Here is a 22,464-nt window from a genome sequence, read left to right on the forward strand (position 1 = left end):
AGTAATCACCGTACTGTGATCATCACCTGAAACATCCCAATGTGTTGCTAAAGCGGGAACCATTTTAGCAGGATCATTTGTCGCAGTACTGACCAAATTATCACAAACATTGCGAACAATTTCACTTCCATAAACATCATTAAGTTGTGCGGGATCAAATGTACTAATTGCATCAAGATTCCAAGCCATCACAAGGGTATCAGCGGGTGTTTTTGCTGAAACTTGTTGTGCAACCATCGCCAATGCCATAAGAGCAGAAACAAGAGAGCTGCTATTTTGTAATATTTTTTTCTTCAAGTTCATAGACTTTTCCTTTTAAAGTTTACTATATAAATTTCCCACACAACAAGCACATGCTTAATAATAAGGTTAGATGATCCATAAGCGCCTCAAACAAAGTATTATTAAAACCTTCAAACAACACCACTTACCAACCACGGACTTCTACCCATGGCTACAAGCCAAGACAAACCAAAACATGCAACAACAAACACTCTGACATACAATGAATGCTCCCCATAACAGAGCCTATTCATGATGTCATAACGCCTACGATTGAAGACTATAAAACCACTATTTTCTCTCTTTTGTCGGGTAAGCTTGTCTCTTCTTTCCTCTCGCCTTTTTATGCCATCAAAAGACTCTTCTTTGTTAGCTTAAGCGCCTTAATAACAAAGAGCTCTACTAACAATTTGACATTTTAACAAAACAGGAAAATTCACCCATCAACCGACATGATCTCCTCCCCCTACAAGAGGAATTTTGAATTTTTCCATAATCCTCTGCCAAATAACAGCTTTTAAATTATATTTTATTTCTAAATAAAAGGAGCATAGGCTCCCCCTGATATTCCTTTACGCACCCACACATAACAAAACTTTTTTTCACATCGTATTTTTAATATCTTTGCTCCTTTAACAACACTCAATTCATTGCTTACATTTTTTCAGAAAAAAAGATCTTTTCAATGCACTAAGGTTGAAATATCTAAATATAATACCTATATAAGCACACCCTTATTAGAATAGATAGTCTTTTTTTAAGTAAACTGTCTTGAAATATTATTTCTATACACGACAATAATAAGTTCGTTACAAAATCTTCAATATACTAGAACTCTCACTCTGATAAGAAATGCTGAAACGTTATAAAATTTCTCTACAAATTCTCGAGACGAAAGGATATCCCTTCATTTAATAAAAGAAGCGCCATGAAAATATCGCAAAAAATACAATAAAACATGTGTATATTTCAAAAACCAGCACCGTTAACCAGACTAAGGTGATAAACTCAAAAAGTAAGAAAAAATAAAAAAATGTTTTTCCTTTATGATAATAACATCGCTGTACCATGATAATACAATAAAAAACACGATCTTTGAAAGTATATTAAAATGAAGCGAAAAAAAAAATTATTAGATTCTTTTCATGCGTTTCTTGGAGGAAAATCACGCCGCGTTAGTCTAAAATTGCTTATCCTTTCATTCTTCATTGGTATCGTAATGAATTTTTTGGGATGGACACCTCGAAACCTCATACAAAAAATAGTCGATTTTTTTCAATCACTATGGGAAGCAGGATTTATAACGCTTACAAATTTCTTCCATATAACTATGACAGGAGCTATTGTTGTTGTGCCTATTTTTCTTATCTTACGAATTTTTCATAAAAAATAAAAGCCTTAACATTTTCCTTGCGTTAATCTTTTCGAAAAATCAAACGACACAAAAATCCTGTAGTAATAGCAATAATCACTGCAACAATACCGTATAAAAAACGATACTTGTGCGCTGCATAAAAAATTGTATAGGTGATATGTGCTTTAACAATTTCAAGAGTCGTTGTTGCACTATCAATAAACTGTCCATCACGAAAAAGATAAGCACGAACTTTATAATGTCCAACTGGGATATTTGCTGGCAAACGAAAATGCGCTGTGAAAAGTGTGTCAGAACCAAAACGAACCCCACCCACTTCCTCATAATAAAGGCTTTTAGCTTTTTGCAATTTTATAAGTTCATCGCGAAAGATTTGTATTTTTTTCTGATCTTGTTCATCCGTCTGCAATGGCAAATAGAGTAATCCTAACCCTAAGCGTTTATAATCTTCAATGCTCGTAATATCGTCAATTTCACGTGTTGTGACCATAGAGTAAAAAAGAGGAACCTTTTTAAAAATAAGAGAATCTGTATTGACCCATACACCGGCATTGCGTTTTTTTTCTCGCATCACCATTGTCCGATCTTGTCCCTCCAAGCTTACAACAATATCATAACGGTTCTGTCGAGAATATAACGGATCAATATTTTCTAAAACACCAGCAATATAAAGATCACGACCAGCAAAATTTGCATCCACAGTAATCGTATTCGTTGTTACAATAATTTGGACAGTTTCGTGGTCAACTTGATCAATGAATGTAGCTGGCGTCCCAACATGTGACCATGTAGAAAAAGAAATAAAACAAAAGCAACCTGTAATGATGTATAAAGAAAATAATCTACCCATTTTTATCTCATAAGAATATCCAGAGAGAAAAGATTATCAGGGCGTATAAATAATTGAAAAGCAAGACGCATACACACAATCAACACTAAAAATGCAAGTGCCATACGCAATTGTTCAGCCTTTAACTTCCGTCCAACCCGTGTTCCATATTGCGCACCAATACTTCCTCCAAGCATTAACAAAAAAGCCAAGACAATATCAACGGACTGATTAGTCATACTTTGCAAAACTGTCGTGAAAGAAGACACAAATGTAATCTGAAAAAGTGAAGTCCCAATCACCACACTGGTTGGAACACGCAGAAGATAAATCAATGCTGGGATCATAAAGAACCCCCCACCAATTCCCATAATAGAAGACAACAACCCCACGATGAGACCAATCCCTAAAACTGGAATAATGCTAACATATATCATAGATGTCCGAAAACGCATTTTTAAGGGTAAGCGATGAATCCAGTTATGTCGACCAGCAAGACGAATATTGGCTTTTCCTACCTTACGCTTGCGCATCATATCATACCAACTTTCAACGATCATCAAGCTTCCTACACTTCCAAGAAGAATCACATAAAGAAGCGAAATCATTAAATCTAATTGACCTAACTTTTTCAAAACAGAGAAAACCTGAATCCCGATTAAAGAACCAATCCCTCCTCCAAGCGCCAAAAGAATACCAAGTTTAATATCGAGCGTACGTCTTCTAAAATGTGTAATTGCTCCTGTTACAGATGACGCAATCATCTGGTTGGCACCTGTTCCAACAGCAATAGCAGGAGGAATATTATAAAAAATCAATAACGGCGTGATGAGAAACCCACCACCGATTCCAAAAAGTCCTGAAAAAAAACCAGCAACGACTCCCATACCAATCAAGATCAGCATATTGAGTGACATTTCAGCAATTGGTAAATAAATACTCACTTACAGAACCTTCAAGATAATTTGAGGTTTTTTTACAATTAGAGAATCCTTCTCCAATTATCCTCTTTTCCAATAATCTCTGTTGCGTGTTTAAAAGGATAATTTTAGTTGCTATAGCTTCCGCACAAACACGAATGCGCAATACATTTCACATCTATTAACATCAACATCATAAAAATTAAAAAAAACGAGCTCCTTTTAAAAAGCTATAAAAACATAACGTTATCGCTACCACAAATGCAACGGTTAAAAAACAAAGAACACCTTTTTTTAGCAAATAAGATAAAAACGACACATGTTCCCGAGACTGCGTCCTTAAAGAAGAAAAATCATTCTCAATGCAATGATTAGATGCCTGAGCACCCATCATCCCCTTTTCTTTTATCACAGCATGCTTCACTACTCCCTCAACCTTTTTAAAAGAAGATTGCAGAGCATCACTGGGCAAAGGGCTTCTATTTTCTTGCTGCAACGTATTTTCAACATTTGTTTGGAGTGAAATTATGCTGTTTTCTTTCGAATAATTTTGCACCTTTTGAAGTAATAAGCGTTCTTGATTTCCCTCACATTCCATGTGAGCAAGTTTTTGTACAACAGAATCAGGTGATTTTGAACGAGACACCCGTCGTGTTACCGCTGCTTCTTCTAAGCTTTTTTTTTCACTCTGCAAACTTTGAACAATTGTTTTAATCTGCTCTAAAGACTGGAAAAGCTTTTTTTCTCTTTGACGACGTATATAATGTTCAGCCAAAATGGCCCGACTAATATCATCTAAGTAAGATTTAAAATGCTCTTCTACAGAACTCTGCTGCATTAAAGAACGAGGCGAATGCTTCATTTGCATTTGCGCATAAACGGTGCGTAATTTTTGAGCAATATCCGACATCGTTACTTCTACAGAAGTATCCATTCTCTCTTTCTGTTCAACAAAAGAAAAGACTTTATCGTTCCTAACCTGTTTGGTCGCTTGGTCGATCGTATGACCCTTCGTATTCACAAGCCTACCCCTCATTAACCTTTTTGAAAAGAATCGCAACAAATGATGAGAAAGTGTGCTCTATTTTAGTAAATAGAGCTTTAAGAACTCCCAAAAACTTTTTTGTTAGAAATATTTTCCCCAATCTTTATCTAAAATATTTGAAAGAAAGATCTTTAATTTTTCTGTCTTCAAGATTTGAAGAGCAAAATCATTCCCCCATTTTTATCTTTTTCACTTAATTTTTCATTGCATAAAGGACCTATTGCACCATCATAAATAAAGCATAAGAAACTAAAAAAGAATATTCTCACAAGACAGATTGATTTTTTTACTTTTTATTCAAGCAAATAAGGCAATTATGGCAATGCAAAAATATGAAGATTGAAAATAACGACGAGAAAGTACAAGTAAACATAAAAAAGCTTATACGAAAGAGAACACAAGTTATAAATTGAGACTTCATTCTAAACAATTTGGTTTCTTATGAGTATTGCTATAAACTTGTAACATACAAACAAAGAGGATCATTATGAAGATAATTGTCGCTGTCAAACGTGTTGTTGATTATAACATCAAGATACGCGTCAAACCGGATAGTACAGGCGTTGATCTGTCTCACGTAAAAATGTCTATGAATCCTTTTGATGAGATAGCCGTGGAGGAGGCCATTCGCCAAAAAGAATCCGGTAAAATTTCAGAAGTTCTTCTTGTTTCAATTGGCCCAGAAGCAGCTCAAGAAACTCTACGAACAGGACTTGCAATGGGAGCTGATCGCGCACTTCTTGTCACAACGGATCAAACACTTGAACCCTTAGCAATTGCTAAGATTCTCAAAACCATTGTTGATGAAGAAAAACCCGACATGGTCTTTTTAGGAAAACAAGCAATTGATGACGATAGCAACCAAACAGGACAAATGCTCGCTGCTCTTCTTGGGTGGGGACAAGCAACTTTTGCCTCACATCTTAACATAGAAAATGGGCATGCTACAGTTACTCGTGAAGTTGATAATGGAACACAAACCCTTTGTCTTCCCCTTCCCATGGTTATGACCGCCGATCTACGGCTCAATGAACCGCGTTACACCTCTCTCCCCAATATCATGAAAGCAAAAAAGAAAATCATTGAACAAAAATCTCTTACTGATCTTGGCGTCGATACGAAAGCACGCTTAACAATTTTAAGCGTTGAAGAGCCAAAACCCCGTCAATCCGGTATAAAAGTGGCAAATGTAGTAGAACTTGTCAGAGCCTTAAAACAGAAGAACTGCATTTAATATTCTCACCACTAGAGTAAAAGCAACACTCACATAAAAGGGCAAAAACTTATGGCAATTCTTTTATTGGCCGATCATAATACAGAAGAAACAGCAAAAGTACTCACCGCTGCACGCGTACTCAGTAATGATATCGATATTCTGGTTTGCGGAGAAAAAATTCAAACGATAGCGGAAAATAGTGCTAAACTTAATGGTGTGCGGCAAGTTCTTATTGCAAAAGCAGACTATTTAGCCCATCAACTTGCCGAGCCTATGGCAGATACAATTCTCATGTTAGCAAAGGATTATGATGTGATCATGGCAGCATCCAGCAGTACTGGGAAAAATGTGATGCCGCGCGTAGCAGCTCTTCTTGATCTTATGCAAATTTCAGATATTACCGCCATTCTTTCACCCAATACCTTCAAACGACCAATTTATGCAGGCAATGCATTTGAAACTGTACGCACCAATGATTATAAAAAGATTATAACAGTTCGCACCGCTTCTTTCACCCCAACGCCTTCCCAAAATAATTCTGCTCCCATTAAAACAATAACACCAGCTCCCAATCCAAATCTTTCTTCTTTCGTAAAAGCAGAGACAAACAAAAGTGATCGTCCTGAGCTCACCTCAGCACGTGTTATTATATCAGGCGGGCGTGGTCTTGGTTCTCAAGAGAAATTTATGGCCCTGCTTCTTCCTCTTGCAAACAAATTAAATGCTGCTTTAGGTGCCAGCCGCGCAGCAGTGGATGCAGGCTATGCTCCCAATGATTGGCAAATTGGACAAACAGGAAAAGTCGTTGCCCCTGAACTTTATATCGCCGTTGGCATTTCCGGTGCAATCCAGCATGTAGCCGGTATAATGGATGCACAAATTATTGTTGCCATTAATAAAGATGAAGAAGCTCCCATCATGCAAATTGCCGATTACACCCTTGTAGGTGATCTCCACCAAATTATTCCAGAATTGGAGAAAGCTTTATAAGCCATGAAAGCACTTCTGCATGACCAACGTGAAAGTATGGAGTTTGACATAGTCATTGTCGGAGCAGGACCAGCAGGGCTTTCTGCCGCAATTCGTTTTAAACAAATTAATCCTGAGCTTTCTGTCACAATTGTTGAAAAAGGGACCGAAGTTGGTGCACATATTCTCTCTGGCGCAGTTGTTGACCCCATTGGTATCGATACACTCTTACCAGAATGGCGAAATGATAACGACCATCCCTTTACAACCCCTGTCACACAGGACCAATTTTTTTTTCTAAAGCCTCAAAAGTCCACAATATTTCCCAATATTTTGCACCCTAAAATCTTATCAAATAACGGATGTTATATCGTTTCGCTTGGGAGCGTCTGCCGCTGGCTAAGCAAAAAAGCTGAAGCGTTGGGTGTTGAAATCTATCCTGGTTTTGCAGCAACAGAACCCATCATCCAAAAAGATAACGGAGCTATCATTGGTGTTCTCACCGGTGATATGGGGCTTAACAAAGATGGAACTCCTGGAAAAAATTATATGCCTGGGATGGCTTTATTGGCAAAATATACTCTGATTGCGGAAGGAGCACGCGGCTCAATTGCAAAACAACTGATACAACATTTTAATCTTAGCAAAAATCGAGAACCACAAAAATTTGGTCTTGGTCTCAAGGAGCTCTGGGAAATTGCCCCCAACAAACACCAACGCGGTTTAGTACAACATTTCACTGGTTGGCCCTTAGACAATAATACCGGTGGCGGTGGCTTTATTTATCACCAAGAAAACAATATCATTTCTGTCGGTTTTGTTGTGCACTTAGATTACAAAAATCCTTATCTTTCTCCCTTTGAAGAATTTCAACGTTTTAAAACACATCCAAAACTCTATAAAATCTTTAAAGGCGCAAAACGTCTTTCCTATGGTGCACGTGTTATCAGCGAAGGAGGTTGGCAATCTGTACCAAAACTCACCTTTCCTGGTGGAGCGCTTATTGGCTGCTCTGCTGGATTTGTCAATGTTCCTCGTATCAAAGGATCACACAATGCCATCTTATCTGGCATATTAGCTGCCGATAGAATTGCTACCGCTCTTGCACAAGGGCGTGCCCATGATGAGGTTAAAGAAATCGAAGAACAGTGGCGAAAAGGGCTCATTGGCAAAGATCTTTATAAAGTGCGAAATGCCAAACCGCTCTGGGCAAAATATGGGACAAAATATGGAATTAAACTTGCTGGTTTTGATATGTGGTGGCAACAACTGTTCGGATTTTCCTTATTTAAAACACTCTCCCACGGAAAGGAAGATTATGCATGCCTTGAACCAGCAGAAAAATTTCAACCCATTTCTTACCCAAAACCAGATGGCGTTGTAACCTTTGATCGCCTTTCAAGTGTTGCCCTTTCCAATACGCATCATGAAGAAAATCAACCTTGTCATTTAAAAATAGCCTCATTAAAAAAGCAAAAGGACTCTGAATATGCAATCTATGGAGGACCCTCTACACGCTATTGCCCCGCCGCTGTCTACGAGTGGCTAGAGGATAATGATCATCTGACTTATATGATAAACGCTTCAAATTGCATACATTGTAAAACATGCGATATCAAAGATCCAAACCAAAATATCACTTGGATCTGTCCGCAAGGCAATGAGGGCCCCTTCTATCCCAATATGTAATTCCCCAATGTATAATCATTGTTCATTTTCCTAAAATTGAAATATACAAAACGCAATGGATAAAAATATTTCCCTCAGATCAGAAATCTATCAATCACCTTCCTGCATACGTTCTTTCACAATGTAAAAAGAACTCTATTCTCATATAAAATACTCTCTTCACCGTATGAATTTTTTCAATAGAAAAACATAACATATTTTTATCAAAATTTTTTTATTTAAATGACAAAACAATAATAAATATATTCTTGACAATTCTGCGATAAAGGAACAGCCGCGGTTCTCGAAAACCTGAAGGAAAATAAGCCCGTTCTACTTTACCCCCTCTCCCATATGATCCAAAATACTTTTAGCCCTCTCATAAGAAACATCAATCGTTTTAACTAGCCAAGAGCCCCCTGAAGATGCGCTTCACATTTATTTCTTCTCCTACACTTTGCCAAGTAATGCTCACTCAAGAAAACCACGAATGAATGTAGAAAAAACATCGTGAGATAAAGAGATAAAGAGCATACTCGTTCAAGCCCTTTATAATGTTTCTACTGATAATGACACGAAAAAATCTTTAATCTCACATTAACCTTTTATTTTTGCATTAAAGATAATCGCCTTGCATCTAACCTTTACCAATATACTGCCCTTTACCAATATACTGCAATGAATGTGTACAAATACCGTAAAAATAAGCAGATGCCAAGCCATGGAGACTATCGCTATTAGCAAAACACCTGATAAAAAACAAAATAGCTTTCATGACCACTCTATGACGCGTTTTATAGAGTTGTTTTTTTATAAAGCTTGTGCTTTCGCTATTGCTTGTAAATCAACATCCAAATTGAACACAAGTGGTATATTTAAAAGAAAGATTAAGGTGAATGAAAGCTCTGCACGCCGTTCCAGCTTTTGTAGCTAGAGCAAAAATATTGCATATTCTATTTGAGTAATCTCTGAAACGAAAATACAGCTTCATTTAGCAAGAACATCAAATCTGAAAGGAAAAAACTGTTTTCCTCTTTACTATCATCTGTCCATTCGGTTTTAAAACTTTCAAAAGCATCACAATATCCTCTAAAAAGAAGAGATAACGTATTGTCCCCGCTTTTATTACTTACGTTTTTTTATGGGAGCATATCCTTCAGAAAAAATAAGGTATCCAAAATTAAAGCAGACTTGTGTTGTTCAGTCATGGGCTTGTTTTTAAGAGATAGCTCTCATATCAAACAATAATTTTGCGACACTATTCGAAAAAGGTATAACGCAATCCTGTGAACGAACAGTTCCATATTTATGAAATAAAAAGTACAAGCTAACAGCATTATTTTCTCTGAGATCTCCAATGAGGCGATAATCTTTGTTTTAAGGAGGTTTCAAGATGCACAAAAATGATTTTGATTAATTGACTATAAGAAGAGCTGAGATAATGTTACGATATTTAAAGCTCCTAATTAATAGGCAAAATAATAAATTTTCCATTATAAATCAAATCTTTAAGATAAAATTTAGCCTTAAACTTTTCTAAGGTACTCATTATACTGTATACTGTTAAAGCTGTAGAGAATATGAAAAAATAAAGTATTTTGCTGATAAGAGCTTATATTTGATCAATAACAATACAGTCAGCTGCCAGTTAACTGTATGTGTTTCAAAAGGGGCTGTTTACATTTGCTCAGAAAAACAGTTTGGATATCAATAGAATATTTGAAAAATCGGCGTTATGGAAATAATCTAAAAAGCTTAGCTTTTCAAAGAGCACAAAGAAGCATGAGATTATAACATGAGTAAAGTTGTTTTTTGGTTCTCGAAGGAAAAACTTTATAGAAAATCATGGGGCTGATAGAATATTGGTTACATTTGGAATTTGTTTTACTGGAAAAAATAACGCGGATCAAAATAGATAATAATGTTAAATTAAGACGTTAAATATGAAATTATCTTATTGTAGTGTAATCGATTATTCGAGTAAGGTAAGCCTTTGTAATGATAAAAAATGTGCTGGTAAAAAATGAGCCAAAATGGCTTATGAGTATGGATAAAAATCTTGTGGTGAGGAGAATTTAATGAAAAGAAAAGAGCATGTGTGAAAAAGCATATTTTATAGGTGCGCATGCTTATTCTGCACCCGTTATAGAATCAGGGCTTTATCTTGTGGCAACACCTATCGGAAATCTTGCAGATATTACGCTTCGTGCTTTGCAAGTGCTTGCAGGAATTGATATTTTAGCGTGTGAGGATACGCGAGTAACACGTGTTTTGTTGGAACGTTACGGCATTCAAAAAAAAACTTTTCTCTATCATGAATATAATGCGCAAAAAGCGGGTCCGAAGCTCTTAGCGGCTTTAGCAGAAAACAAAACAGTAGCACTTGTTTCAGATGCCGGAACACCACTTATTTCTGATCCTGGATTTCGATTGGTAGAAGAGGCCCGTAAAGCTGGTCATAAAATTATTCCTATTCCTGGAGCATCCGCTCTTTTAGCCGCTCTTATACCGACAGGGCTTCCTACGGATAGCTTTTTTTTTGCAGGTTTTTTGAGTGCACGAAAGCTACAGCGCCGAAAACGGTTGGAACAATTAAAAGAGATTCCAGCAACTTTGATTTTTTATGAATCACCGCATCGTCTTGTTGAAACTTTACAGGATATGGTCACACTTTTTTCGGCTAATCGACCTGCTGCCATTTGTCGTGAATTAACAAAAAAGTTTGAAACAGTAGATGTTTCCAATTTGGGAAATTTGTTAGAAAATTACAGAAAACAAGCACATATTCGTGGGGAAATTGTTGTACTTGTTGGAGAATCATCTTCTTCTTTAAATGTGATAAGTGATCAAGAAATTGATGAAATGCTATTAGAACGCGCACGGATACATTCTGCTGCTCAAGCGGCAGCTTTTGTTGCAAAAAAAACCGGTTTAAAAAAGCAAGAACTTTTTCAGCGATTAATCTTTTTAAAAAATGCGTAAAATAATACAAAAAAAACGCAGACAAAAGTCTTTTTATCGAGGGATTCGTGCAGAAAAATTGGCAGCTTGGTGGCTACGTTGCAAAGGGTTTCACATTGCCGAAAGGCGTTTTAAAACAAAATGTGGAGAAATTGATTTAATTGCACGACGCGGAAATCTTGTGTTAATCGTTGAAGTTAAAGCACGTTCAACGTTGGCTGAAGCAATGGAAGCGGTTTCCCGAATGAATGAAAAGCGAATTGAGGCAGCTGCCGATATTTGGCTCGCACGGCAAAAAGATTATGCCCTTTTGTCTGTACGCTTTGATTTAATTGCAATTTTACCTTGGCGTTGGCCACAGCATATCCCTGCATTTTTTACATCTGATCAATAAAAGTCCTCCCCGTTTTAACCATATTCAATAAAAAACATTTCGTTTTTATGTGCATATGCGTTAAAAAGTGTGTAATAATTGAGCGCTATAAGGAGCGAAATATGGATGATTATGAAAAGTTTGCAACAGGTTTGCTCATCATTTTTGGAGCGCTAATTATTGGTGGGTTAATGGCAATGCATATTGTGCTTATGAATAAACCAGGTTTTTTATTTGCATTAGCCGCAGCTGTTGTTGGTTGGTTTTCTGCTTTTGCCGTTCTCTTTGACAAGCCCAAAATCTATTTGGTTTTGATTATTCTTGCTATGTTATGTGTTGCTTCTTCAATTAGCGTTTATGTTAGTTAAAACACCTGAGATGTTGATTGAAATTCCTTTTAAAATATGAAACTGAGAAATAGATAATGAGACTTGGCTTTTTGGGAACGGGTACAATCAGTGCTTCAATGGTAAATGGCTTAATGACAAGCAACTTTGATGTTTCTTCCATTGTTGTTTCGCCTCGCAATGCACAAACAGCAAAGCGCCTTTCACGTACTTATGATAAAGTTATGATTGCTGAAAATAACCAAGCGTTGCTGGATGTTAGTGATTGTGTTTTTCTTTGCTTGCCCAACCAAATTGCAGAAGACGTTTTGTGCTCTCTTCGTTTTCGTCCAGAACAGCTGGTTATTTCCGTACTTGCTATGGTAAAAGCAGCAGAAATAGAAGAGTGGATTAATCATAAAGTTTATCGTGCTGTTCCATTACCTTTTGTTGCAGAATGCAAAAATTTGACACCAATCTATCCCAATCATCCCTTTTTACGCACTTTATTTGATGCATTGGGGGGCACATTGGTGCTGGATAAGGAAGAGCAGTTTAATCTTTTTATGACAGCTGGTTCACTTATGGGAGTATATTTTAATTTTATAGAAACTGCCCATCAATGGTTTATAACACAAGGGTTAAAAAAACAACAATCAGCAGAATTCCTTACCATGATGTTTGGAAATCTTACAGATGAAATGCGTAAAACTATAGCAACGGATCGTTCTGTATCTCTCGATTTTTCACTGCTTGAAAAAGAGTTTTCAACAAAGGGTGGAACAAATGAATTTTTGTCAAATTACTTTTCTCAACAAGGGGGAAGGAATGCTTTAACAATGGCTCTTGAAGCTACTTTGCAAAAAATGAATGCTTCTAAAAAGAAATTTTAAGATTTATATCAAGAAAACTCGTATCAAAAAATGATTTTTAAAATATTTTTTACAACCTTTTACAATTTTTCTAAATTATTTTTATTTTCGGTCTTCTTCTTTTTGCCTCAAGTCCAATATTTTTTCTACCTCACGGCTCTAGCTCTTCAATTTTGTTCCCCTTCAGGTTATCCAAACGCATGAATAATTTTTTGTTTATTTAACCTATATATTCCATTCACACATTAAAACTTCCTCTTACAAAGAAGCGACTATTTTTATGTCTTTCATGATTGTGTTTTAATAAACTCTCTTAAACACCCCCCCATTCAAAAGAGTTGATTTTTTATTTGATCAACAATTTTACGATATAGTTTAGCATGCTCTTCACTAGGCTTAGCAACAAAAATAGGGATTCCCTCATCTGAAGAAAATCTTAAAGCTGCATCAAGCGGTATTTCCGCTAAGAAAGGGACTTCTCGACGTTCTGCTTCTGCCCGTGCACCACCATAGCCAAAAATATCATAGCGTTTTCCCGTATCAGGAGCGATAAAATAACTCATATTCTCAATGAGTCCTAGAATAGGAACATTAACTTTCATGAACATTTCTATTGCTTTACGCGCATCCACTAAAGCAAGATCTTGGGGCGTAGAAACAACCAACGCACCTGTTAATTGTACCTGTTGGGCAAGCGTTAATTGTGCATCCCCTGTACCGGGCGGCATATCAACGACTAAAACGTCCAAAGGGCCCCATACAACATCTCGTAACAATTGCGTTACAGCTGCCATAACCATAGGACCGCGCCAGACCACCGGCTTTTCTTCCTCCACCAAAAATCCCATCGACATCAATTTCAGTCCAAATTTTTCAAGAGGTTGAAGCTTTTTTTCTCCAATAAGCTGTGATTTTTGATTAACAAGTCCTGTCAAACGTGGCAACGAAGGACCATAAATATCAGCATCCATCACCCCCGTCTTGAAACCAGAATCTTGTAAAGCTAAGGCGATATTTATTGCCATCGTAGATTTCCCGACCCCTCCTTTTCCAGAAGCAACAGCAATCACATGCCTCACACCTTCTATGGGCATTTTGATCGGTAAGAGATTGGCTCTCCGACTAGGTGCTGTCTTTGTTATTTTTTCTGCTGTAAGTGTAACAACAGCAGATTTCACTCCCTCCAAAGCACATACCACCTTTTCAGCAGAACGACGCAATGATTCCCATTTTTGCACACCTCCATCAGGAACTGTAATGGAAAAGAAAACCTTACCATCAGCAATCAATATTTCTGAAAGAAGACCCAACGACACAATATCGCTTTCAAGATCTGGTCCTTTGATTGTACGTAATACGTTGCGGACAGCCTCACTTGTGATAAGATCCATGTTCTTTCCTCTCTATAAAAATACTAGCAAATATAAGCATAAGAACGAAAAATACTTACAAGGTTCATCACCTGATAATTTTGTTCATCACTTGATAATTTTCTACTTTACTCAGCATTATAAAGTATACATCTCTTATCTCTTTAAAAATATGAAACCATCCTTAAAATAAAGAAGCTCAAACATAAAATCTGCTATAAAATCCTATCAATCACGTTTGTGTTACAACAACTTTAATGAATATTCTGATAAAAATTTTGTAAAAACAAAAACTGAAAAAAACTCTTAATCTTAAAGGATATTTTAAATTGAGCATAGCAGTAATTAGTCACACCTTCTTTAATTATTTAAGGCCCTAGCCATTTATGTTCTGTAGATTCAATCGTTATTTTCTAACACTCCTACAGTATTGTAAAAAGCGTTACAGATAGTTATAAGGTGTTTTGTATTCTTTCAAGAGAGAGAAAAACAATCTAAGATTGACTTTTTTTATATTTTTCCTTATGGGTTAACAGCCATATGATAGGATAAAATTGTTTATCTCGCGCATAACTACTCATAAAACGAAGATTAAGAAGGGCCGCACTCCGCGGTATTTAAATAAATGAAACGTACTTACCAACCCTCTAAACTTGTCCGTAAACGCCGCCATGGGTTTCGTGCACGCATGGCCACAGCTGGAGGACGTAAAGTTATTGCTGCAAGACGTGCTCGTGGACGTAAGCGGCTTTCTGCTTAACCATTTAAATTTTCACAACCGTTGAGGATTGCTCATCGTTTCTTCGTTGTGAAACTTTTATTATGAACCTACAATGTCTGCTTGCAGGCATTTAATGAAATTGCGAAATATTCTTTTATGAAGAAAAAACATCCCTGCCGTATTCGCAAAAGAGCAGACTTTTTGGCTGTCCGTACAGGAGAAAAACGACGTGGTCCTTTATTTTTGCTCGAAGTTAAATCTCGTGAACAAACAACAGAAAGAAAAGATTCTCTTTTTGCACGTGTAGGCTTCACTGTTACCCGTAAAAACGGTAACGCTGTGAAACGTAATCGTATCAAAAGGCGCTTGCGTGAGGCCGTGAGAGTTGGTGTAACAAACCACATGGAAGCAGGAACAGACTATGTCATTGTAGCGTACCGTGATGTGTTACATGCACCTTTTACATCCTTGATTAGTGAATTAAATCGGCGAATAAAACCAAAAATTAAACATCAGCAACAACAACAAGGGTGTACGGATGGAATATAATCGCAATTTCTTTATCGCTATTGGCTTATCTTTCGTAGTGCTCATCGCATGGCAATTTCTTCATGTTGCTCCCAAACAAGCAAAGTTACAAAAACAACAAGTCATCGCACAGCAATTGTCAAAACAACAATCAGCCCTTTCTACTACCACGACAGATTTTTCTGATGATACCTCAACGTATCAAGCTACATCTATCATCGAACAGCCCATGACACCTGAAATCCGGAAAGCTGTATTGGACAAAACAGAGCGTATTGCGATCAAAACCAATGAACTGGAAGGCTCTATTAATCTTGTTGGTGCACAATTTGATGATCTTCACCTCAAAAAATATCGTTTAACAGTCGATAAAAAATCACCGGAAATCGATTTGCTAAATCCTAAAGGTTTCAAAACAACCTACCTTGCTGAATTTGGTTTTGCAAGTGCGTCTTTGCCAGCAAAAGCCTTGCCACAATCGGATACAAAATGGCAAATAGAGGGAAACAATACAATCCTGACTCCTTCAACACCCATCACTTTAATTTATAATAATGGACAGGGACAAATCTTCCGGCGGACCCTTTCTGTTGATAATCATTTCATGTTTACCATTGAGGATTCTATCAGCAATGAAAGTGATCAACCAATACATCTCTCGTCCTATGCCCGCGTTGCACGTGCTGCACCACCAGAACATACAAATGCAACCTATTTACTTCATGAAGGTATGATAGGTATTGCAGGAGATTCGCTCAAAACTGAAAAATATAAAACCTTAGCAGAGCTTGACCCAAATCCTGATAATGGGCAAAAAAGCATGACTTTTTCCAAAGTAACAGGAGGTTGGATTGGTATTACCGATAAATATTGGGCTGTAGCAGTTATTCCCCCGCAAAATAAAGAATATACAAGCCGTTTTATTTATTTTGATCGTTTGCAAACGCATTATCAGTCTGACTTGCTAGGGTCGCTTTTAACGATTGCCCCAAATGAAACAAAAACTGTTACAAATCGTCTTTTTGCTGGTGCAAAACAAGTTGAAATTATTAATAATTATCAAAATGACCTAAAAATAAAAAAGTTTGCTCTTTTAATTGATTGGGGCTGGTTTGATTTCATCACCAAACCAATGTTTTCCCTCATTGATATTCTTTATAAACAAACAGGGAATTTTGGTATCGCCATCCTTCTTGTCACAGTTCTCTTAAAAACTCTTCTTTTCCCTCTAGCCAATAAATCTTATAAATCTATGGCACGCATGAAGCTTTTACAACCGCGGTTGCTAGAAATAAAAGAAAAGTATCCCGATGACCAAACCAAACAACAAAAGGCAATAATAGATCTATATAAAACCGAAAAAATAAATCCCCTTGCAGGCTGTTGGCCAATGTTGGTTCAATTCCCAATATTCTTTGCTCTTTATAAAGTTCTCTATATCACTATTGAAATGCGCCATGCCCCTTTCTTTGGCTGGATTAAAGATTTAGCGGCACCCGATCCAACTTCTCTTTTTAACTTGTTTGGTCTCTTGCCATATACAACGCCAACATTTCTTATGATTGGTGCATGGCCTTTGATTATGGGAATAACGATGTTTTTACAAATGCGTATGAATCCTGCTCCTCAAGACCAAACCCAAGCGATGATATTCACATGGATGCCTGTTGTCTTTACTTTTATGCTCGCCTCTTTCCCTGTTGGTCTCGTCATCTATTGGGCATGGAACAATATATTATCAATCATTCAGCAAGGTATCATGATGAAGCGCCAAGGAGTTAAAATTGAGCTTTTTGATAATCTGAAAGCCATCTGGAGAAGATCACCCAAAAAAGAAGTGCATGAATGACAAGAGATTCTTCCCTTTCTGGAATTTTTTCTCGCAATTGGATTTTTATTCGTGGTGTACCAGAAATACGCTTTCTCCCCCCTGAAGGACCACCAGAAATTGCATTTGCAGGTCGTTCCAATGTTGGAAAATCATCTTTAATCAACGCACTCGTCCAACAAAAAAGCTTAGCACGTACCTCAAATACACCAGGACGGACTCAAGAGCTTAATTATTTTGTCCCCGATGGATTCAGTGGGCAACTAGGAGACCTTCCCCCTCTAGCATTAGTAGATATGCCTGGTTATGGTTTTGCTGCTGCTCCTAAAAATCTTGTTGATGCGTGGACAAATTTGATTTTTAGCTATTTACGGGGGCGCACAACGTTAAAACGTGTATATATCTTGATTGATTCACGGCACGGAATCAAAAATAATGATGAAGGTGTTCTTGCTCTCCTTGATAAAGCAGCTGTTTCTTATCACATTGTTTTGACAAAAAGCGATAAAATCAAATCAAATGCTTTGGAAAAATTAATTATGAGCACACAAACAAAGCTTCTTAAACGCCCAGCAGCTTATCCTGAGCTTCTTGTAACCTCTTCAGAAAAAGCTATCGGTTTAGAAGAATTACGTGCTGCCATTTTGCAAACCATCGCATAAGAGAACAATTCCTAGTCATTAACAATTTATTAATTATAATTACTAGCAACTACTAATGATCTTGTACTTCTAGTCAAGCATCTTTATAAAAATGATTACTTGAAAGAATTCTCTTCAACTCTATTTGATAGTGTAAATTATGCTGACACTTTTTCACTCTCCCCTATCCTCTGCCTCGCGCTTCATACGCCTCATTCTTGGGGAATATGGTGTAACCACTCAACTGATTGAAGAATATGAATGGGCAAGAAGACACGAATTTCTAGCCCTCAATCCCGCTGGTCATGTTCCTGTTTTTCTCGATGAACACGAGGTTCCATTATCAGGTCCTCTTGTTATCTGCGAATATTTAGACGAAACACATGGAAGTTTACGACAAGAAAATAAGCTCTTTCCAGAAAATCCTTTAGATCGTGCGGAAGTACGCCGTCTCAATGACTGGTTCTTAAATAAATTCGAAAATGAAGCAACGCGCCATATCGTACGAGAACGAATCCATAAACGTGAAATGCCACTTGCCATTGGCGGTGGTGCTCCTAATTCACAAATTTTACGCAATGCACGTGCCAATATTTTACCACATATGAACTATCTCAATTGGCTCTGTGCCTCTCGCGATAGCTTAGTCGGTTCTGCCTTGTCCTATGCAGATCTAGCAGCAGCAGCCTCTATTTCTGTACTTGACTTTCTAGGGGAAATTGACTGGGAACAATCTCCTGCTGCCAAAGACTGGTATATGAGAATTAAATCACGCCCTTCTTTTCGTTCTCTTTTAACAGATCGCGTCCGCGGAATTGTTGCAAGTGCTCACTATGCAGATCTTGATTTCTAGCCTTCTCTCACAAACAAAAATAAAAGTGATATTTTATCTAAAGGATATTTATAGGTTTATGAATTTTTATGCATGCGTATAAACAATATAATAATACATTGATTTATGATCGTATTAAACAGAGAATAAAACCCATTATAATTGAATCACAAAAATCACTTTCTTATCGTGTCACAAAAAAGATCAGCACAGGGATAAGAAATACTTAAGAAAGGATTTTAAAGACTCTCTTTAAATACAAGAGCTGTAGCATCATTAGAAGCTAGGCAAATAAAATAACAATACTTAACGCATGTTATACTCCATTCTCCCCAATATATGAAAAAACGCATTGCATAATATATATCCTATTTTCTTTATAATAAACAAAGCCTCATCATGCGTTTTTACAACATAACAATTTTTTCAACTGACTTTCCTAAAAGATGAAGAATCCGCCCAACTCTCGTGTGTAAATAATCCAACTTCTTGTTAGCCCCTTGTTTTTACCCCTTTTTACGTGATTTTATTTATGGATAACGTATTGATATACAATGATAAATAATCGTTTTCTTATGCGTCACAAATGGAATTGATGAGTGAAAATGACTAAGTTAAAACATTAAAGGCTAACAAAACGTATGATAATGTTGATTTGCTCTATTTATGAAGCATAAAGATAGTGGCGCAGAATAGATTTTATATTATTCATGGATATTCTCTCGTGATACCACTCACGAGCACTATCATAAAATAAGTTTAGAAGAATTGATAAATATTTCTTTAAGAAAAGCGCATGAATTGACAACATAGGTCTATTTTGTTTGGGAGATCTTATTTTGCATGAAGAACGCTCCCCTTTAAAGAACGAAAAAAAAGCGTAAAGTAATACACAATCTTCATAAGGTTTCATAAGCAAACCTTACTTAAGAATATTCATCTCACACTCTAACGAAAAACATCTCTATTTAAATTTGTAGATCTTATATCACTTGCTCTAAACAACAGTGTTTTACAGCACAACAAGATAAATTAAAGAAGGAAAAAATTTCTATAAAGAAAAAGAACCATTGGAAAGAAGGCAAGAATTTGCCTATACTGCACAGTAAAGTATCATAAGGAGATAAAAATGCGCCTTACAGTTGTTGGTGCAAATGGAAGAATGGGACGTGAACTCATTACAGCAATCCAGCAGAGGAAAGATGTAGAGCTTTGTGCTGTTCTTGTACGTAAAGGCTCACCGTTTGTAGGAAAAGATGCCAGTGCCTTAATTGGTTCAGATTCTCTTGGGATTAGTATCACTGACAATCCCGAAAATGCCTTTTCTAATACAGAAGGTATTTTAGATTTTTCACAACCAGAAGCCAGTATTCTTTATGCTAACTACGCTGCTCAAAAAAGCCTTGTCCATATTATTGGCACCACAGGATTTAGCAAAACAGAAGAAGAAAAAATTGCAGATTTTGCGAAATATACAACTATTGTCAAATCCGGAAATATGAGCCTTGGAATAAATCTTTTAGCCAACCTTGTAAAGAAAGCCGCTAAAGCATTAGAAGCCGATGATTTTGATATCGAAGTTTATGAAATGCATCACGCTAACAAAGTTGATGCTCCTTCTGGAACAGCCCTTCTTCTTGGCCAAGCAGCAGCTGAAGGCCGCAATGTTATGCTTAAAAATGTGTGTGTCAATGAACGCAATGGTCATATAGGTAAACGCAAAAAAGGCGCCATTGGCTTTTCCTGTTCACGTGGTGGGACAGTTGTTGGAGAACACAGTGTCATTTTTGCTGGTTCCAATGAGCGCATTGTTCTTTCACATACAGCGCAAGAACGCTCTATCTTTGCCAATGGCGCATTAAAAGCAGCTTTATGGGCACAAAATCATGAAAGCGGTCTTTATTCAATGTTCGATGTTTTGGGATTGAACGATGAATTTTAAACAATCAATAGAATAGAGGCAATTTATAATGGGACGCATACTTACACTAATTCGTCATGGACAAAGTGAATGGAATCTCAAAAACCTTTTTACCGGTTGGAAAGATCCCGATTTAACAGAAAAAGGTCATGCAGAAGCGATAGCAGCAGGAAAAAAACTGAAAGAATATGGTTTGAGGTTTGATATCGCTTATACATCTGCCTTACAGCGAGCTCAAAAAACCGCTCAGCACATTTTAGAGCAAATGGGACAATCAGATTTAGAAGTGATAAAAAATCCCGCATTAAATGAACGTAATTATGGTGATCTTTCTGGTTTAAATAAAGATGAAGTACGCCAACAATGGGGGCAGGAGAAAGTGCAAATGTGGCGCCGCTCCTATACGATTGCGCCGCCGAATGGGGAAAGCCTACGCGATACCGGTGCACGCATCTGGCCTTATTATCTTTACCATATCCAGCCTTATATTTTGCGCTCCCAAACTGTTTTGATCGCAGCACATGGAAATTCTCTTCGTGCTCTTATTATGGCGCTTGAAGGTCTCTCCGGTGAGGAAATTATATCTCAAGAATTAGCGACCGGCATTCCTATTATTTACACATTTAATCCGGATTCAACAATTTTATCAAAGACAGTCCTCACACCTTAAACTTCTAAAATCATGATCTCCCTCAAAAGTTCAATGCTATCGTTTTAAGCTGAAAAAATAAATTCTATAATTTTATTGACAGAGTTGCTTCATGCGCTTAGATGAATTTTATAAGCCCAAATGGCGGAATTGGTAGACGCGCAGGTTTCAGGTACCCGTGCCGTAAGGCGTGGAGGTTCGAGTCCTCTTTTGGGCACCAAATTTTATCTTTAATGTATTGAAATATATATATATTTTTTTCTTTAAAGAGCTGTTTTTAGACCACCCTTTACGGTTTATACAACTTTATCTAATTTACTCCTATTTGTTCCTTATTTTTCTTTGGAATGAAGGCTAAGATCTCTTTTTTTCTCCACCTCACTGCTCTCCCTAGCTTATATGGCTCCGGAAACAACCCCTGAAGCACCCAATTGCGAATCGTTGTTGTGGATACACTAAAAAGCTGTGCACACTCACGTGTCGTTACATATCTATCTCCATCATCAAATATCATCTCATTACCTTTCTCTTTTTTATATTAATTAAATGGGTGGGAGTGCTGGAAGGCATGTGAAGCACTCCAACTTTTAAAAATTTGCAAGTTTATTTTTTAGATGTGCTTAATTTCATATTTCCAATCAGGCAATTGAGTAAGAGCTAATGCGAGTTGTCCTCTATGACACATGCATACATTGGCTTCAAAACAGGTGATTGCAACGCGCTTTTTGTTTAAAAAAATTTGATATAATTTGTTTATTGCACAAGAATTATTCTTGAGAGTTGTATTTCGATAATTTTTAAAAAGGCGGTCATAATCTTTTTGTGTTTTCAAATTTCTTCGTTTTTCAGAGGCAATTCCAAGTTCAGGCATATGCATATATTCAATATCAATGTTGCTTACAGCTTGCTCTAATTGTCTTTTTGAAAATCCGTGTTTTCTACTTATTGGATTTTTACGAACATCACATAAAGTTTTGATATTGTTTTCTATGAGACAACTAAGATAATTCTCAAGGGACCTACCTTCATAGCCAATGGTAAAAAAACAAAATTCCTCATCTTTAGCAGGCTGTATGATAATATGTTCGATGTTACACACGTTTAATTTCCTTATGTGAAAGGGTGGGGGTGCTCGTAG

General features: G+C 36.9%; 22 protein-coding genes, 1 tRNA gene and 1 pseudogene. 16 read left to right on the forward strand and 8 right to left on the reverse strand.

Going from position 1 to position 22,464, the window contains the following annotated elements; translation table 11 throughout:
* Positions 1–303 (reverse strand): annotated as a pseudogene (locus ACFINM_RS07795) (ABC transporter substrate-binding protein); the annotation flags it as partial.
* 1,090 nt (positions 304–1,393) lie between these two features.
* Here ACFINM_RS07795 and ACFINM_RS07800 point away from each other — a divergent pair.
* The gene (locus ACFINM_RS07800; RefSeq protein WP_375621636.1) at positions 1,394–1,675 is read left to right on the forward strand and encodes a DUF6460 domain-containing protein; all 282 of its coding nucleotides are present in this window, start codon (positions 1,394–1,396) and stop codon (positions 1,673–1,675) included.
* Between the two features lie 22 nt (positions 1,676–1,697).
* Here ACFINM_RS07800 and ACFINM_RS07805 read toward each other — a convergent pair whose 3' ends face one another.
* The 3 genes from ACFINM_RS07805 to ACFINM_RS07815 form a co-directional block, all read right to left on the reverse strand.
* Positions 1,698–2,507, reverse strand: a complete 810-nt coding sequence (locus ACFINM_RS07805) for a TIGR02186 family protein (protein ID WP_273790722.1) — start codon at positions 2,505–2,507, stop codon at positions 1,698–1,700.
* Positions 2,508–2,509: 2 nt separating this feature from the next.
* Complete coding sequence (locus ACFINM_RS07810; RefSeq protein ID WP_375621635.1) at positions 2,510–3,430, reverse strand: sulfite exporter TauE/SafE family protein; 921 nt, start codon at positions 3,428–3,430, stop codon at positions 2,510–2,512.
* Positions 3,431–3,608: 178 nt separating this feature from the next.
* A complete protein-coding gene (locus tag ACFINM_RS07815) occupies positions 3,609–4,427 on the reverse strand; it encodes a hypothetical protein (protein WP_375641024.1) in 819 nt (272 codons plus the stop codon).
* 511 nt (positions 4,428–4,938) lie between these two features.
* Here ACFINM_RS07815 and ACFINM_RS07820 point away from each other — a divergent pair.
* The 3 genes from ACFINM_RS07820 to ACFINM_RS07830 are packed head-to-tail and all read left to right on the forward strand — an operon-like array spanning position 4,939 to position 8,325.
* On the forward strand, positions 4,939–5,685 hold the full coding sequence (locus tag ACFINM_RS07820; RefSeq protein ID WP_375621633.1) for an electron transfer flavoprotein subunit beta/FixA family protein: 747 nt from the start codon (positions 4,939–4,941) through the stop codon (positions 5,683–5,685).
* Between the two features lie 51 nt (positions 5,686–5,736).
* Entirely contained in the window at positions 5,737–6,657 is a 921-nt protein-coding gene (locus ACFINM_RS07825; protein ID WP_375641025.1) for an electron transfer flavoprotein subunit alpha/FixB family protein, read from the forward strand.
* A 3-nt stretch (positions 6,658–6,660) separates the two neighbouring features.
* Positions 6,661–8,325 (forward strand): 4Fe-4S dicluster domain-containing protein, encoded by a 1,665-nt coding sequence (locus ACFINM_RS07830; protein ID WP_375621631.1) that lies wholly within the window; start codon positions 6,661–6,663, stop codon positions 8,323–8,325.
* Positions 8,326–8,941: 616 nt separating this feature from the next.
* Here the strand turns inward: ACFINM_RS07830 and ACFINM_RS07835 are convergent.
* Positions 8,942–9,079 carry a hypothetical protein gene (locus ACFINM_RS07835; RefSeq protein WP_375621630.1) on the reverse strand — a complete coding sequence of 46 codons (138 nt, stop codon included), beginning with the start codon at positions 9,077–9,079 and terminating at the stop codon, positions 8,942–8,944.
* A gap of 1,319 nt (positions 9,080–10,398) precedes the next feature.
* On the opposite strand from ACFINM_RS07835, the gene rsmI reads away from it, so the two are divergent.
* From rsmI to ACFINM_RS07855, 4 genes are all read left to right on the forward strand, one after another.
* The gene (gene rsmI / locus ACFINM_RS07840; RefSeq protein ID WP_375641026.1) at positions 10,399–11,286 is read left to right on the forward strand and encodes a 16S rRNA (cytidine(1402)-2'-O)-methyltransferase; all 888 of its coding nucleotides are present in this window, start codon (positions 10,399–10,401) and stop codon (positions 11,284–11,286) included.
* A 4-nt stretch (positions 11,287–11,290) separates the two neighbouring features.
* Complete coding sequence (locus ACFINM_RS07845) at positions 11,291–11,659, forward strand: YraN family protein (RefSeq protein WP_375612280.1); 369 nt, start codon at positions 11,291–11,293, stop codon at positions 11,657–11,659.
* Positions 11,660–11,760: 101 nt separating this feature from the next.
* On the forward strand, positions 11,761–12,006 hold the full coding sequence (locus ACFINM_RS07850; RefSeq protein WP_375612261.1) for a hypothetical protein: 246 nt from the start codon (positions 11,761–11,763) through the stop codon (positions 12,004–12,006).
* 56 nt (positions 12,007–12,062) lie between these two features.
* Entirely contained in the window at positions 12,063–12,857 is a 795-nt protein-coding gene (locus ACFINM_RS07855) for a pyrroline-5-carboxylate reductase (protein ID WP_375641027.1), read from the forward strand.
* Between the two features lie 308 nt (positions 12,858–13,165).
* Here the strand turns inward: ACFINM_RS07855 and ACFINM_RS07860 are convergent, their stop codons facing one another.
* Complete coding sequence (locus ACFINM_RS07860; RefSeq protein WP_375641028.1) at positions 13,166–14,227, reverse strand: Mrp/NBP35 family ATP-binding protein; 1,062 nt, start codon at positions 14,225–14,227, stop codon at positions 13,166–13,168.
* A gap of 604 nt (positions 14,228–14,831) precedes the next feature.
* Here ACFINM_RS07860 and rpmH point away from each other — a divergent pair.
* From rpmH to ACFINM_RS07900, 8 genes are all read left to right on the forward strand, one after another.
* Positions 14,832–14,966, forward strand: a complete 135-nt coding sequence (rpmH, locus tag ACFINM_RS07865; protein WP_005864709.1) for a 50S ribosomal protein L34 — start codon at positions 14,832–14,834, stop codon at positions 14,964–14,966.
* A gap of 117 nt (positions 14,967–15,083) precedes the next feature.
* Entirely contained in the window at positions 15,084–15,476 is a 393-nt protein-coding gene (rnpA, locus tag ACFINM_RS07870; RefSeq protein WP_375612257.1) for a ribonuclease P protein component, read from the forward strand.
* Entirely contained in the window at positions 15,466–17,304 is a 1,839-nt protein-coding gene (yidC, locus tag ACFINM_RS07875; protein ID WP_375612256.1) for a membrane protein insertase YidC, read from the forward strand. Before rnpA ends, yidC begins: the two co-directional genes overlap by 11 nt.
* Entirely contained in the window at positions 17,301–17,945 is a 645-nt protein-coding gene (yihA, locus tag ACFINM_RS07880) for a ribosome biogenesis GTP-binding protein YihA/YsxC (protein WP_375641029.1), read from the forward strand. The genes yidC and yihA overlap by 4 nt, the downstream gene beginning before the upstream one ends.
* A gap of 139 nt (positions 17,946–18,084) precedes the next feature.
* Complete coding sequence (locus tag ACFINM_RS07885) at positions 18,085–18,777, forward strand: glutathione S-transferase family protein (RefSeq protein WP_375612254.1); 693 nt, start codon at positions 18,085–18,087, stop codon at positions 18,775–18,777.
* 1,108 nt (positions 18,778–19,885) lie between these two features.
* Positions 19,886–20,698 carry a 4-hydroxy-tetrahydrodipicolinate reductase gene (gene dapB / locus ACFINM_RS07890; protein WP_375621625.1) on the forward strand — a complete coding sequence of 271 codons (813 nt, stop codon included), beginning with the start codon at positions 19,886–19,888 and terminating at the stop codon, positions 20,696–20,698.
* Positions 20,699–20,726: 28 nt separating this feature from the next.
* On the forward strand, positions 20,727–21,347 hold the full coding sequence (locus tag ACFINM_RS07895) for a 2,3-bisphosphoglycerate-dependent phosphoglycerate mutase (RefSeq protein WP_375630331.1): 621 nt from the start codon (positions 20,727–20,729) through the stop codon (positions 21,345–21,347).
* Positions 21,348–21,461: 114 nt separating this feature from the next.
* Positions 21,462–21,546: transfer RNA gene (locus ACFINM_RS07900), tRNA-Leu, on the forward strand.
* A gap of 90 nt (positions 21,547–21,636) precedes the next feature.
* Here the strand turns inward: ACFINM_RS07900 and ACFINM_RS07905 are convergent.
* Positions 21,637–21,840, reverse strand: coding sequence for a helix-turn-helix transcriptional regulator (locus tag ACFINM_RS07905; RefSeq protein ID WP_375641030.1), 204 nt, complete (start codon positions 21,838–21,840; stop codon positions 21,637–21,639).
* A gap of 96 nt (positions 21,841–21,936) precedes the next feature.
* On the reverse strand, positions 21,937–22,425 hold the full coding sequence (locus tag ACFINM_RS07910) for a DUF488 family protein (protein WP_273791658.1): 489 nt from the start codon (positions 22,423–22,425) through the stop codon (positions 21,937–21,939).
* Positions 22,426–22,464 lie beyond the last annotated feature (39 nt).

Source organism: Bartonella sp. AA168HLJHH, from assembly GCF_042197365.1.
Classification (GTDB): domain Bacteria; phylum Pseudomonadota; class Alphaproteobacteria; order Rhizobiales; family Rhizobiaceae; genus Bartonella.